Source organism: Halarchaeum sp. P4 (assembly GCF_051195175.1).
Taxonomy (GTDB): Archaea; Halobacteriota; Halobacteria; order Halobacteriales; family Halobacteriaceae; genus Halarchaeum.
Genome location: NZ_JBNTKC010000006.1, coordinates 17,921 through 32,116 on the forward strand (window position 1 = coordinate 17,921; position 14,196 = coordinate 32,116).

Genomic DNA, 14,196 nt, shown 5'->3' on the forward strand with positions numbered 1-14,196 from the left:
TCGTGACAGCGACAGCGACCAGTGCGACACGCACGGTGACAGCCACCGCCCTCGTGTTGCTCCTGACCGTCTCGGTCGTCCCGCTCCCCGCGACAGCGGCGGAAACCACCACCGACCAGACCGTCCCCATCGAGGCGATTCAGACCCCCGCCGGCGACACCGGCACCTCGCCGTACGCCGGCGAGACCGTCACCACGTCGGGCACCGTCACGCTCGTCGTCGAGAACGGCTTCTACCTCCAGAACGGCACCGGCGCCTACAGCGGCGTCTTCGTCTACGGCGTGTCGAACGCCAGCGTCGCACCCGGCGACACCGTCCGTGTCAGCGCGCCCGTGAAGGAGTACAACGGCCTCACCGAACTCGACGCCGGCGCCGCGAACGCCAACGTCACCGTGACCGGAAGCACCACCGTCCCCGCGGCGACCGCCGTCTCCACGGCGAACGCGAGCGCGGAAGCCTACGAGGGCGTCCGCGTCGCCGTCGCGAACCTCACCGTCACCGCCACGCCCGGCCAGTACGGCGAATGGGCGGTCAGCGACGGAAGCGGCACGCTCGCCGTCGACAACGTCGCCGCGGAGGGCGCGAACGCCACGCCCGCCGAGACCGGCGCCACCATCGCCTCCATGACCGGCGTCGTTCACTACGACTACGGCGCGTTCAAGGTCCGGCCGACCGCGATGGCGCCCATTGAGTCGTCCGGCGGGAGCGCCGGCAGCGGCGACGGCGGCGGCGGCGAGAACGCAACGACGCTCACCGTCGTCTCCTACAACGACGTCCAGACGGCAATGTCCGACCCGAACGCTACGGGTCGCCTCGTCGCCGCGCTGAACGAGCGCCGCGCCGCCCACGATAACCCAACTGTCGTCGTCGGCGGCGGCGACGAGGTCAGTCCGAGTTCGCTCGCGCCCGTGAGCAACTGGACGGTTCCGACGAAAGTGCTGAACAAAATCGACCCCGCCGCGGAAGTCATCGGGAACCACGACCTCGACTACGGCTTCGACGCCGTGTCGAACTTCTCGGCGGCCTCCGAGTTCCCGTGGCTCCTCGCCAACGTCCGCGGCGAGGACGGCGGGAACGTCCCCGGCACCAAGAACTACACCATCGTCGAGCGCGGGAACGTCTCCGTCGGCATCGTCGGCCTCGTCGACGAGCAGGTGAAACCGACCACCGCCGTCGATTTCGCCGCGAACGGCTACCGCGTCGCCGACTACCGCGACGTCGGCGCGCGCATCGCGACGAAGCTGAAGGAGGAGAAGAACGTCGACGTCGTCATCGCCGCCGCGCACATGGGCGTCGCGCCCTCGAAGACGCTCGCGAAGAGCACCGAGCACATCGACGTCGTCGTCACCGGCCACGACGAGGTCATCTACGAACCCCAGTCCACCTCCGGCGCGGTCGTGATGGAGGCCGGGTCGAACGCCGACGCCATCGCCGAAGCGAACCTCACCGTGAGCGACGCGGGCGTCTCCTTCGACGACGGCCGCGTCCGAACCATCGACGACTCGGCGCCCGTCAACGGGTCCGTCCGCTCGCTCGTCGCGGACGCACGCGGCGACTACCTCTCCACCGTCGCCGGCGTGACGCGGGTGCCCCTCGACTCCACCTCCGCGTCGAACTACCACGACGAGACCGCGTGGGGCAACTTCATCGCGGACGCCTTTCGCGCGAACCAGGGCTCCGACGTCGCCGTGACGAACGCGGGCGGCATCCGCGGGAACTTCGTCATCCCGCCCGGGAACGTTACCTACGACGACGTCTACACCTCCCTGCCGTTCGGGAACACGCTCGTCACCAAGCAGTTGAACGGCACCGAACTCAAGTACCTGCTCGCCTCGCAGGTCGAGGACAGCCCGCAGTACGGCCTCGAACCGAAACTGCAGGTGAGCGGCGTCACCTACGAGATGAACGCCCGGACGTCCGGCATTCCGGTCACGGACGTCTACGTGAACGGCGAGCCGCTCGATCCGGACGCCACCTACACCGTTACCGTCAACTCCTACATGGCCGGCTGGGAGAAACTCGAGGGCCAACCCTACTCCGTCGGCCTCGCCAGCCAGCCGACCGTGAAAGACACGCGCACCCTCTACGGCACCGCGACGGTCGAGTACCTCGACGCGCAGAGCCCGATTGCCCCCAACGACACTGACCGCATCCGCCGCGTCTCCCACGACGCCGGGAACGCCACGCTGGAGGTCTCCGGCGACACCGTCACCGCGACGGTCGACGTCCCGGCGAACGCGACGGGCGTGAACGCCTCCAGTTTCGTCGCACAGAACGAGACCACCGGCGTCCTCGCGGCCACCGACGTCGCCTACGACGCGGACGCGGGGACGGTCACCGTGACGTTCGAGCGCGAGGCCTACGCGACCCTCGCGGCGTCCAGCGACACCCTCCAGCTCTACGGGACGTACGACACGGACGCCATCGCGTTCGAGTACTTCGAGCAGGCCGTGCTGAACGCGAACCTCGGCACCGACCTGCCCGGTTCGTCCGAGGAGACGCCCGCGCCCGAGGCGGCCGTCGGCCTCGCGCTCGGTGACGGCGGCACGCTCGACGCGCCCCTCGGTGACACCGCGCGCGTCCCCGTCCGCGTCTCGAACGCGAGCGGGGGCGTCGGCGCGTACGAACTGAACGTCAGCGTCGGCGCGTCCGGCGTCGCACGCATCACCGGTGTCGACACCCGCGGCGCCGACCTCTCGGAGGTGACCATCGGTCCCGACAACCGCAGCGCGCACATCGAAGTCGCGCTCGCCGGCGTCGAGGCGGCGAACGCGACGCTCGCGACGGTCGAACTCAGCGGCGTCGCCCTCGACGACTCGACGACGCTCAAACTCACCCCGCAGGCCGGCCCTTACGACGTGAACGGCAGCGCCTACGCCGTCACGTCCGTCGAGAACGCCCGCGTCACGGTGACGGCCGGCGACCTCACCGGGAACGGCCTCGCGATGGCCGACCCCGACGGTGACGGGCGCTACCAGGACGTCAACGGCGACGGGTCGGCCGACGTCGTTGACGCGCAGGCGCTCTTCGCCGCGCGCGACGACGCCGCGGTTCAGGCGAGCGCGCCCGCCTTCGACTTCAACGGCGACGACCGCGTGACCGTCGGCGACGTGCAGGCGCTCTTCGCCGGCGCGGAGGCCTGAGCGTGAGTGCGCTCCGACGTGGCCGACACGCCGCGCTCGCCTGCGCCGTCCTCGCGCTCGCCGCGTGCGTCCTCACCGCCCCCGCAGTCGGCGCGGGCGCGACCACCGTCACGCTCCAGCCGGCGAACCAGACGGTCGAGCGGGGCGCGAACGCGACGTACGACGTCGTCGTGACGGACGCGAACGGCGGCGTCGGCGCGTACAATCTCAGCGTGGACGCCGATGGTGAGGCCGTCGCGAGCGTCGCGTCCGTCTCGATTCCGGGCGACCCCGCGATGGTCGAGCGCTCGGTGTCGGACGGCACGGCGACGGTCCGCGTCGTCGGCCTCGACACCGCCCAGACCGGCACAGTCAGGGTCGCCTCGGTGACCGTCCGCGCCGCCGAGACGAACACCTCGGGGGCGCTGTCGCTCCGCGTCGCCGCCCTCGGCGACGAGGCCGGAAACAGCTACGACGTCCGTGCCACCGAGGACGCGACGCTCACCGTCGGCACTCGCGGGGAGAACACGGGTGACGGCGGCAGCGGCGGGACCGACGGCGGTACCGAGTCGACCGGCGGCACCGATGGGACTGGTGGGACCGGCGGGTCGACCGGCGACACCGGTGGCGGCGGGAACGCCGCGCCCGGGGGTAGCACGACGACCACACAGACCGCCAGCACGACCCAGCAGACGGCCGCGACGACGACCACGCAGACCAGCACGACGACCACGCAGCGCACCACGGCCACCGAAACGATCGCGACGACAACCGCGCAGACGACGCCGTCGACGACCGGGTCGAGTCCCGGTCTCGGCCTCGCCGTCGCGCTCGGCGTACTCCTGTTCGCCGTCGGCCGCCGCGGCCGGACGGGCGAGTAGGGGAGACGCCGTGTCTCGTTTTTCGGGTATTCGCCGCTGGCGAGCGGAGTCTGACCGGGGATTTATCCTCGCTCGCCCGAAGGTACCACGTAATGAGTGAAGAGGGGACCCGCTCCGCTACCGGATTCCGCGAGCGGCTGGACCCCGACGCGGTCCGTCGTCGCTCGCGCGCGCTCTTCGAGACGGTCGACGACGGCGTCTACCACCTTGACGCGACCGGCCGACTGCTCGACGTGAACGACGTCGCCAGCGAACGCCTCGGCTACGACCGGGGCGACCTCGCCGGGTCGTCGATCGACCGACTTCTCAAGGAGCGCGACGCCGCGCGCGTCCGAACACGCCTCGAGGAGGGCGACACCACGACCCTCGACGTCGAGTTACGGACGGCGGACGGCGAGGCCGTCCCGCGAACGCTCCGCGTCACACCGGTCGGCGACGGCGAGTCCGCGGGTGCCGTCGTCGTCGCCGAGGAGCGCGACTCCGAGCCGGTGCGCGGACGCGAGCACACCCACCTCGACCGCGTGTTCGACGCCAGTCCCGTCGGCATCAGCGCGCTCGACCCCGACGGCGACGTCATCACCGTCAACGACCGGGCAGCCGAACTGCTCGGGTGCGACGCCGACGACGCGAACGGCGAGCACGACGGCGAGCCGTGGACGCTCTACGACGGCGACGGCGCGGAGATACCGCCGAGCGAGCGACCGTTCGAGCGGGCCGTCGAGAGCCGCGAGCGCGTCGAGAACGTCGAGGCGCGCGTCGAGCGCCCGGACGGCGAGGACGGCTGGCTCTCCTTCAGCGCCGCCCCGGTCGAGACGGCGGACGGCGACCTCTCGATGGTCATCGTCACCGTCGAGGACGCCACCGAGCGCATGGAGCGCGAGCGCCAGTTGCGCCGCGAGCGCAACCAGACCCGGCGCCTCATCGAGACGACGCCCGTCGCCATCGCCGTCAAGGACGAGGCGGGCGACCCCGTGCTCGCGAACAAACGCGCCAAGCAGTTCCTCAAACTCCCCGACGACGACCTCGAGGACGCCGCCGACCACGACGGCTGGACGGCCTACGACGCCGACGGCGCCCGGCTCGAGAGGTCGGAGATGCCGCCCGCCCGCGTGTTCGAGACCGGCGACGCAGTCTTCGAGGAGGAAATCGCCCTCGAATCACCCGAGGGCGAGCGCCGGTGGTATCGTGTCAACGCCGCGCCCATCCGCGACGAGGACGGCAGCGTCGAGCGCGTCGTCGCGGCCGGCGAGGACGTCACCGAACTCAAGGAGCGCGAGCGCCGCCTCCAGCGGCGCACCGACGAACTGGAGGCGGAGTTGAGCGAGGTGTTCGGGCGGGTTTCGGACGCCTTCTTCGCGCTCGACGAGGAGTTCCGCTTCACCCACCTCAACGAGCAAGCGCACGAACTCATCAACCCCGAGGGCCGCGACCTCCGCGGCGAGCGCCTCTGGGAGGCCTTCCCGCAGGCCATCGAGCGCGGCACCAAGTCGCGCTACGAGCGCGCGCTCCACGAGCAGGAGACAGTCACCTTCGAGGAGTACGCGAGCGAACTCGACACGTGGTTCGAGGTCCGCGTCTACCCCTCCGAGACCGGGCTCTCGGTCTACTTCCGGGACATCACCGAGCGCAGGGAGCGCGAGGACGCGCTCGCGGAGTCCGAGCAGCGCTATCGGGCGCTCGCGGAGAACTTCCCGAACGGCCTCGTCACGCTCTTCGACGAGGACCTCGAGTACACGCTCGCGGCCGGACGGGGCTTCGAGGACCTCCACGTCGACGCCGCGGACGTCGAGGGCGAGCACTTCTCCGACGTCTGGCACGACGCGGGCGCCGCGCAGATCGAGCCGATGTTGCGGGGCGCCCTCGACGGCGAGCGGTCCTCGGACGAAGTCACGTACGCCGGCCGCGAGTGGTGGTTCGACGCCATCCCCATCACGGACGACGACGGCGACGTCTTCGCGGGCATGACCGTCGCGCAGGACATCAGCGAGCGTAAGGAGCGCGAGCAGGAGCTCGCGAAGTACGAGACCATCGTCGAGACCATCAGCGACGGCATCTACGTCGCCGACGAGGACGGCTACTTCACCACCGTGAACGACGCGTTCGCGGAGATGACGGGCTACGACCGGTCGGAACTCGTCGGCGCGCACGCGTCGCTCATCGTCGACGACGACGCGCTCGAGCGCGCGGCCGAGATACGGGCGTCGATGGCGGAGGGCGAGGTGACCCGACCCGCGATGGAGGCGACGGTGACGACCGCGGACGGCGACACCGTGCCGACGGAAGCGGCGTTCGCGTCCCTCCCGACGGAGGAGGGCGAACGTCGCGTCGGCGTCGTCCGGGACATCAGTCAGCGCATCGAGCACCGCCAGCAGATCGAGGAGAGCGAGCGCCGCTACCGGACGCTCGTCGAGAACTTCCCGAAGGGCGCCGTCGGCCTCTTCGACGAGGACGCGCACTACACGGCCGTCGGCGGCCGTCTCGTGGACGACATCGGCATCGACCCCGACGAGCACGTCGGGCAGTCGGCGACCGACGTCTACCCGGCGGAGATCGGCGAGACGCTCGAAACCCACTTCGAGGCCGCCCTCGACGGCGAGGCGAGCCAGTTCGAGTTCGAGGCCGACGACCGGTATCTCACGGCGCGCACCCTCCCCATCGAGGACGACGACGGCGTCCACGCCGGGATGCTCGTCGTGCAGGACGTCACCGAGCGCGAGGAGATGGAGCGCGAACTCCGCGAGAGCGAGGCGAAGTTCCGGACGCTCGCGGAGAACCTCGAGGAGACGGTGTGGATGACGACGCCGGACACCACGGAGATGCTCTACATCAACCCGGCGTTCGAGGATATCTGGGGGCGCGAGCGCGAGACGCTCTACGAGGACCCACACTCGTTCGTCGAGACCGTCCACCCCGAGGACCGCGAGCGCGTCCGCGAGGCCTACAGTCGCCTCCCTGAGGAGTCCTACGACGAGGTGTTCCGCATCCAGCACCCCGAGAAGGGGACGCGCTGGGTTCACGCCCGCGCGGGACCCGTCGTGAATGAGTGTGACGGCGTCAGTCGCGTCGTCGGCATCGCCGAGGACGTCACCGAGCGCACGGAGTACGAGCGGGCGCTCGAACGCCAGCGCGAACGCCTCGCCGCGCTGAACGAACTAAACGACGTCGTGCACGGCGTCACGGAGGCCGTCATCAACCGCTCGACGCGCCGCAAAATCGAGGAGACGGCCTGCGAAAACCTCGTCGCCTCCGAGTCCTACGAGTGTGCGTGGGTGGGCGCACCCGACCCGCGCTCGCAGACGGTGACGGTCCGCGCGACCGCCGGCGGGGACGCCGTCCTCGACGACGTCGAACTCTCGACCGACCCAGACGTCGAGGACCCGCATCTGGCGAGTCGCGCCCTCCGGACGGGCGAAATACAGACGTCGCACGACTGTGCGGCGGCGGAGTGTGACTCCGTCCACGAGGTCGCGTCCGCCGCCGCGATACCCATCGCACACGAGGAGACGGTGTACGGCGTCCTCACGGTCTACGCGGACCGCGAGGACGCCTTCTGGGAGGAGGAGCGGGACGTCATCAGCCACCTCGGCGAAATCGTCGGGCACGCCATCGCCGCCGCCGAACGCAAGCGCGCGCTCCTCAGCGAGACGGTGGTCGAACTCGAGTTCCGCCTGCGGGACGCCATCGAGTCGCTCGACGAGGTGGGGGGTGCGGACGGCACCATCTCGCTGGAACGGGCGATTCCCGTCAGCGACGACGAGTTCCTCATCTACGGCGTCGCCGACGAGTCGGACGTCGAGACGATGGACGCGATGACCGAGTCGGTGGCCGAGTGGGACGCCGTCTCGGTGGTAAGCGAGCAGTCCGACGGCGTGCGCTTCGAGCTCCGGGTGAGCGACGTCCCCGTGATGTCGGAGGTGGCGTCGCTCGGCGGCGCCATCGAGTCGGTGCTCGTCGACGGCCGCGACCTCGACATGACCGTCCACCTCCCGGAGGACGTGGAGGTCCGGCGCGTCATCGAGACGATTCAGGACACCCACGACGGCGCGGAGGCCATCGCCCAGCGCCGGGTGCCCGCTCACGACGACTCGCTCGAACGCCTGCACGCGGTCTGGTCGGAGGACCTCACGGAGCGCCAGCGCACCGTCGTGGAGACGGCGTACTTCGCGGGGTTCTTCGAATGGCCGCGCGCGGCCAACGGGTCGGACGTCGCGGACGCCCTCGACATCTCCTCGCCGACGTTTTCACAACACCTCCGGGCGGCACAGAACAAGGTGTTCGGTCGCCTGCTCGACGAGGACGACGAGCTCTCGTAGCCGTCGCGCGCGACGTGGGGCGGGCGATATACGCACGCCATTGGTACACCACTTCGTCCGCAGTTCTTCGCGGAAGACGTACGGCGTGAGAAGGAGCCTTAGCGTTCGCCCGGTCCGGTGCGGACGCCGAGCGACTGTGCGGTGGGGAGTCGCCACCCGTAGTAGACGCCGACGAGGCGCGCGCCGATGGTGACCGCGGCACAGCACGCCGCGGCGGTGCCGGACGCGCTGCCGACGAGGCCCGCGAACGCGCCGACGTCCACGAGCCAGTAGGTGAGGCCGCCGAGCACGGTGCAGCTCGCGTAGAAGTCCTCGACGAGGATGAACGGCGAGCGGTCAAGGAGGATGTCCGCGAGCGCGCCGCCACCGCAGGCGTTGATGACGGCGATGGCGACGACGCCGAAGCCGGAGACGCCGAAGTCCGTGGCGACGATGGCGCCCGCCGTCGCGAACGCCGCGAGGCCGGCGGCATCGGAGACGAGCGTCACCGGGTGTTCGTCGGCGTCGTCGAGCGCGACGCTGAGGACGATGGCGAGGGCGACGCCGAGCAGGCCGAGGCTGATTTCGCCGAACGACTGGAGCGCGAGCGGGATGCGGCCGACGAGGACGTCGCGGGTCGCGCCGCCCGCGAACGCCGTCGCGAGCCCCACCACCGTCACGCCGAAGACGTCGAACTCCTCGCGAATCGCCTTCGTCGCGCCGACGAGCGCGAACGCGACGAGCCCGACCGAGTTCAACACTGCGAAGGGGTCGGCGAACAACGGGGCGAGGACGGCCTGAAGCACTACTACGAGTGAAGGCGACCGAGCGTATTGAGGCCTGCGTCTCGGCGTCTCGACGTGGCGAGACGACGGACGTCCGAAAGAAACGGGTGCGGGCGACGTCAGGACGGGGCGTAGCCGGGCGACTGCGCTTCGATGACGGTGGCGACGTCGTCGAGTTCCTCGCCCACGACGGCGACCACGTCGTCGAGCGAGACGACCCCTTCGAGTTTGCCGTGGTCGTCGACGACCGGGAGACGCCGGACTTTCGCCTCCGCCATCCGCTCGGGCAGGTCGACGTCCTCGGCGTCGCCCCGAATCGTGACCGGGTTCTCGGACATGACGTCCGCGGCGGTGAGCGCGTCGAGGTCCTCGCCGTCCGCGTAGGCGAGCGTGATGTCGCGGTCGGTGGCGATGCCGACCGGTTTCTCGTCCTCCGTGACGACGACGTCGCCGATGCCGTCTTCGGCCATCGTCCGTGCGACCTCCTTGACGCTCGTCTCCGGGCTCGCCGTGACGGGTTCGACCGCGAGGTGACTGACGGGCATAGCGGGAGAAATGTCGGACGCACGAGTGAAAAGGGTAGTGGCGAGGCGACCCTCTCCACGCCCGCGGCGCGTCGGCCGAGACGTGCGCGGCCCCCGCCACGGCCTCTGACGGGGCACGCTCCCCCTCCGAGTCGGCTTCCTCGGGAGCGCGGACCTGACGGCGCTCGCGCGTCGCTCAGTCCTCACGCGCGCGAATCCACGCGACGAGCGCCTCGACGTCCGCCGCCCCGCCGCTCGGGACGCGCGCGAGGACGTCGCCCGCGAACTCGCGGTCATCGGCGCCCTCGCCGACCAGAATCTTCGGGTGGGGCGACCCGCCGAACCCCTCGACGACGACGAAATCGGCGTCCTCGAACTCCGCGAGCGCGCGCTCCAGCGCCGTCTCCTCGCCGCCGTCCGCCTTCCCCACGGGGCGGAACGACGCGGTGAGGTGTGGGGTGACCCCGACAACGCGGTCCGCGCCCGCCGTCCGGTGGCGATGAGTGTCCTTCCCCTCGGTGTCGAGTTCGACGTCGTGGTGGATTCCCTTCACCGTCCCCACGGAACCGTACTCGCCGAGGGCGGGCACGAGGCGCTCGATGAGCGTAGTTTTTCCCGCATCGCTCTCCCCGACGACGCCGACGACGTTCATGGGGGGAGTAGGGCGCGCCGGCACGTAAGGGGCGCGCCAGCGGCACGGGTCTAAGGAGAACGATTATGGATGATTCGGTGGAAGGTGGGCTATCCGATGAGTCAGACGAGTCAGGAGCAGGCCGGCGCCGCGGCCGCGGACGTCCGCGTCGGCGTGCGCACCCGGAGTCTCAGCCCCGAGCGCCTCGACTTCGTCCGCCAACTCGGCGCGACGGACGTCTTCGTCGACCACGCCGACACCGAGGAGGAACCCGACGCCTTCAACGACCGGGACGGCACCGCAACGCTCGCCGTGGGCCGCGACCAGATACCGACCGTCACCGAGTTGGAGGCGGCGCGCGACCGCATCGAGGACGCCGGCCTCCGCTTCACGGGCATCCAGTCACTGCCGTACTCGCTCTACGGCGACGTGATGTTCGGGCGCGACGGCGCCGAGGAAGCCCTCACGCAGATCAGGACCCTGATTCGCAACCTCGGCGACGCCGGCGTCCCGATTCTGGGGTATCAGTGGAACCCGCGCGGCGTCGTCCCGATGCGCACCGACCCCGCCGACCTCCGCGGCGGGGCGTGTGGCACCGCCTTCGACCTCGACGACATCGAGGACCCGGACGCTCTCGCGGACGGCCTCGACCGGCGCTACACCGAGGCGGAGTTCTGGGAGCAGTACGAGCACTTCCTCGACACCGTCCTCCCGGTCGCCGAGGAGGCGGGCGTGACGCTCGCGCTCCACCCCGTCGACCCGCCCGGCATCGAGTCACTCGGCGGGATTCCGCGCCTCTTCCGGAACGTCGAGAACTTCGAGCGCGCGATGGACTACCGGCCGAGCGACAACCACGGACTCAAGCTCTGCCTCGGGTGTTTCTCGCAGCTCGGTGAGGACGTCCCGGGCGTGATTCGGCGATTCGGCGAACGCGACGACATCGTCTTCGTCCACTTCCGCGACGTCGTCGGCACCGTCCCGAAATTCCACGAGACGTTCGTCGACGAGGGGAACTTCGAGACGCCCGAAGCCGTGCGGGCGCTCCACGACGTCGGCTTCGACGGCGCGATCATCCCCGACCACGTCCCCGAAATGACCGGCGACGACGACTGGCGACACCGCGCCCGGGGCTTCACCGTCGGCTATCTCCGCGGCGTCGTCGACACCGTCAGGAGCGAGCGCCGGCGGCAATAGAGGGAGGCGCGAAGGCGGTGCAGTCGGGTGCTCACTCGTCCCGGTGTGGTTCGTAGGGGCGCGTCCAGTCCGGTATCTCGCAGCCGAGGCGTTCCACGGGATCTGGCGCGCGACGTCCTCGAGGTTCTCGCCGGTCGCGGCGGACGGCGTGCAGCACCAAAAGTCGACGCGGTTCGCGTCAGTTCAGCCAGGGCGCGCCGTCGCGCTCGACGAGCCGCTCCTCGCGCTCGACGGCGTCGATGCGCGCGATCTCGTCGGCGGTGAGGGTGAGGTCGAGTGCCGCGCGGTTGTCCGCGATGTGCTGTTCGGAGGTGGCTTTCGGGACGACGCAGACGTTCTCCTTGGCGAGCAGCCACGCGAGCGCGACCTGCGGGGGCGAGACGTCGCGCGTCTCGGCGATGTCGGTCACGACCGGCAGGTCGAAGACCTCGCCGCGCGCGAGCGGCGAATACGCGACGTGGTAGTAGTCGTTCGCCTGCGCGTGCTCGATGAGGTCGTCCTGGGCCAGGAGCGGATGTGTCTCGACCTGGTGGGCGAACAGCGGGGCCTCGAGGACGTCCATGGCCTCCTCGAGCAGGTCGACGTCGAAGTTCGAGACGCCGATGTGCTCGATGAGACCACGCTTCCTGAGTTCGTCGAACGCCGCGAGCGTCTCGCTCGCCTCGTAGTTGCCGACCGGCCAGTGGACGTAGAGCAGGTCAATGGAGTCGAGGCCGAGGCGTTCGAGGCTGGCCTCACAGCCCTCGATGACCTCATCGAAGGCGAGGCCGGTTTTCTCGGGGTGGAGTTTCGTGGCGACGACGACGTCCTCCCGGGGGACGTCGGCGGCATCGATGCCCGCGCCGACGGCCGACTCGTTGCCGTAATACTGCGCGGTGTCGACGTGTCGATACCCCAGTTCGAGCGCGGTCCGGACGCTCTCGGCACACTGGTCGGTATCGGTGTTCTGCCAGGTTCCGAGGCCGAGTGAGGGAACGCGGTTCATAGCGGTGCGTGCGCGAGCGCAAGTATAGTGCTTCGGGTCGGGCACGTCGTCGGCCGGTTTCGCGCCCGACGCGCCAGGGGTGGCGGACGCGCTCGTCGCCTGCCGGTTGCTGAACGTTTTTCGGTGCGACGCGGGACGTATCGGACGATGACCGAGGACATCGACCTCGACTTCGTCCAGATGGGCGAGACCGGTCTGCAGACGAGCGAACTGCAGTTCGGCACGTGGCGCTTCGGGAAGGAGACCGAGACGGGCGACGTCGAAATCGACGAGGAGCGCGCCTACGAACTGCTCGACGCTTACGCCGAGGCAGGCGGCCGCTACATCGACACCGCGGACGTCTACGGCGGTGGCAAGAGCGAGGAGTGGATCGGGAACTGGCTCGAGGAGCGCGGGCACGACCGCGAGCGGTTCACCATCGCCTCGAAGGTTTACTGGCAGATCCGCGAGGGCGACCCGAACTCCCGCGGGACGAACCGGAAGAACGTCCGCGACCGCATCGACGCGCTGCTCGAGCGCCTCGACACCGACTACGTCGACGTCCTCTACATCCACCGCTGGGACGACGAGACGCCGGCGCGCGAGATGATGAAGACGCTGAACGGCCTCGTCGAGGACGGCAAAGTCCACTACCTCGGCGCGTCCTGCCACCGGCCGGACGCGTGGAAGGTCGCGAAGGCGAACGAAATCGCGAAACGCGAGGGCTGGGAGCCGTTCACGGTCAGCCAACCGCGCTACAACCTCGTGGACCGCGAAACCGAGGGCGGCTATCTGGAGATGACGCGCGACTACGGGATGGCTGTCTGCCCGTGGAGCCCGCTCGGCCAGGGCTTCCTCACCGGGAAGTACGAGCGCGAGGAGGGGCTCACCGGCGACTCACTGGCCGCCGAGTCCGGCGGGTTCGAGGAGGCCTACCTCACGCCGGAGAACTTCGACGTCCTCGACGAACTCGAAGCGGTCGCCGAGGAAGTGGACGCGACGCCCGCGCAGACGGCGCTCGCGTGGCTCATGCACCGTGACGGCGTCACCGCGCCCATCGTCGGCGCGCGCACCACCGACCAACTCGAGGAGAACCTCGCCGCCGCGACCATCGACCTGAGCGACGAGCAGGTCGAGCGCCTCACCGAAGCGAAGGGCGGTCCCTACAGCGACATCTGAGGCGCCCGCATCCGCCCGCGTCGCGGCGGCCGGACGGCAACCCATAAGCGCGCGACGCCCCACGGGAGACGTATGTGGCCGTGGGGACACCTCGCGTTCGGCTATCTCCTGTATCTGCCCTACGAGTGGCGTCGCGGCGGCGACGCGGCGTCGTGGCTCGCGCTCGGCGCGCTCGCCGTCGGCACGCAGTTCCCCGACGGCATCGACAAGCCGCTCGCGTGGACGGTCGGCGTCCTCCCGTCCGGCCGGTCGTTCGCGCACTCGATACTGACGCTCGCCGTCGTCGTCGGCGTCTGCTACGTGGTCTGTCGACGGTACGACCGCAAAGCGGTGAGCGTCGCGTTCGGCGTCGGCTACGCCTCCCACCTCGTCGCGGACTCCATCACGCACGTCCTCGCGAGCGAGTTCCAGTACCTCGTCTTCCTCGTGTGGCCGCTCCTCGGCGCGCCGCCGTACGGCGACGAGGGGAGTTTCGTCTCGCACTTCGCGAACATCGAGCTCACGTCCTTCTTCGCGTTCGAACTCGCGCTCGTCGCCACGATGAGTCTCGTCTTCGTCCGCCGGTTCCACCGCTACCGGGCGGACTGACACGGCCGAACGGAAGGGGGAGTCGCCCTGGCTCCG

Annotated in this window: 10 protein-coding genes; 6 read left to right on the top strand and 4 right to left on the bottom strand. The window is 70.1% G+C overall.

Going from position 1 to position 14,196, the window contains the following annotated elements:
- Positions 1 to 35 precede the first annotated feature (35 nt).
- The 3 genes from ACQUS8_RS15255 (at position 36) to ACQUS8_RS15265 (ending at position 8,316) form a co-directional block, all read left to right on the top strand.
- Complete coding sequence (locus ACQUS8_RS15255) at positions 36 to 3,143, top strand: 5'-nucleotidase C-terminal domain-containing protein (RefSeq protein ID WP_435102660.1); 3,108 nt, start codon at positions 36 to 38, stop codon at positions 3,141 to 3,143.
- A 2-nt stretch (positions 3,144 to 3,145) separates the two neighbouring features.
- The gene (locus tag ACQUS8_RS15260; protein WP_435102662.1) at positions 3,146 to 4,003 is read left to right on the top strand and encodes a hypothetical protein; all 858 of its coding nucleotides are present in this window, start codon (positions 3,146 to 3,148) and stop codon (positions 4,001 to 4,003) included.
- A gap of 92 nt (positions 4,004 to 4,095) precedes the next feature.
- Positions 4,096 to 8,316 (top strand): PAS domain S-box protein, encoded by a 4,221-nt coding sequence (locus tag ACQUS8_RS15265; RefSeq protein ID WP_435102664.1) that lies wholly within the window; start codon positions 4,096 to 4,098, stop codon positions 8,314 to 8,316.
- 98 nt (positions 8,317 to 8,414) lie between these two features.
- On the opposite strand, the gene ACQUS8_RS15270 is transcribed toward ACQUS8_RS15265, so the two are convergent.
- The 3 genes from ACQUS8_RS15270 to mobB form a co-directional block, all read right to left on the bottom strand.
- Entirely contained in the window at positions 8,415 to 9,101 is a 687-nt protein-coding gene (locus ACQUS8_RS15270; protein WP_435102666.1) for a trimeric intracellular cation channel family protein, read from the bottom strand.
- 98 nt (positions 9,102 to 9,199) lie between these two features.
- Positions 9,200 to 9,625: a CBS domain-containing protein gene (locus ACQUS8_RS15275; protein ID WP_435102668.1), complete on the bottom strand. Its 426-nt coding sequence runs from the start codon at positions 9,623 to 9,625 to the stop codon at positions 9,200 to 9,202.
- Positions 9,626 to 9,800: 175 nt separating this feature from the next.
- Positions 9,801 to 10,256 (bottom strand): molybdopterin-guanine dinucleotide biosynthesis protein B, encoded by a 456-nt coding sequence (gene mobB, locus ACQUS8_RS15280; protein WP_435102670.1) that lies wholly within the window; start codon positions 10,254 to 10,256, stop codon positions 9,801 to 9,803.
- A 96-nt stretch (positions 10,257 to 10,352) separates the two neighbouring features.
- On the opposite strand from mobB, the gene ACQUS8_RS15285 reads away from it, so the two are divergent.
- Positions 10,353 to 11,429: a mannonate dehydratase gene (locus ACQUS8_RS15285; RefSeq protein WP_435102672.1), complete on the top strand. Its 1,077-nt coding sequence runs from the start codon at positions 10,353 to 10,355 to the stop codon at positions 11,427 to 11,429.
- A 178-nt stretch (positions 11,430 to 11,607) separates the two neighbouring features.
- Here ACQUS8_RS15285 and ACQUS8_RS15290 read toward each other — a convergent pair whose 3' ends face one another.
- Complete coding sequence (locus ACQUS8_RS15290) at positions 11,608 to 12,414, bottom strand: aldo/keto reductase (protein ID WP_435102674.1); 807 nt, start codon at positions 12,412 to 12,414, stop codon at positions 11,608 to 11,610.
- Between the two features lie 147 nt (positions 12,415 to 12,561).
- Between ACQUS8_RS15290 and ACQUS8_RS15295 the strand changes: the two genes are divergently transcribed.
- Positions 12,562 to 13,572, top strand: coding sequence for an aldo/keto reductase (locus ACQUS8_RS15295; protein ID WP_435102676.1), 1,011 nt, complete (start codon positions 12,562 to 12,564; stop codon positions 13,570 to 13,572).
- Between the two features lie 72 nt (positions 13,573 to 13,644).
- Positions 13,645 to 14,160 (top strand): metal-dependent hydrolase, encoded by a 516-nt coding sequence (locus ACQUS8_RS15300; RefSeq protein WP_435102678.1) that lies wholly within the window; start codon positions 13,645 to 13,647, stop codon positions 14,158 to 14,160.
- Positions 14,161 to 14,196 lie beyond the last annotated feature (36 nt).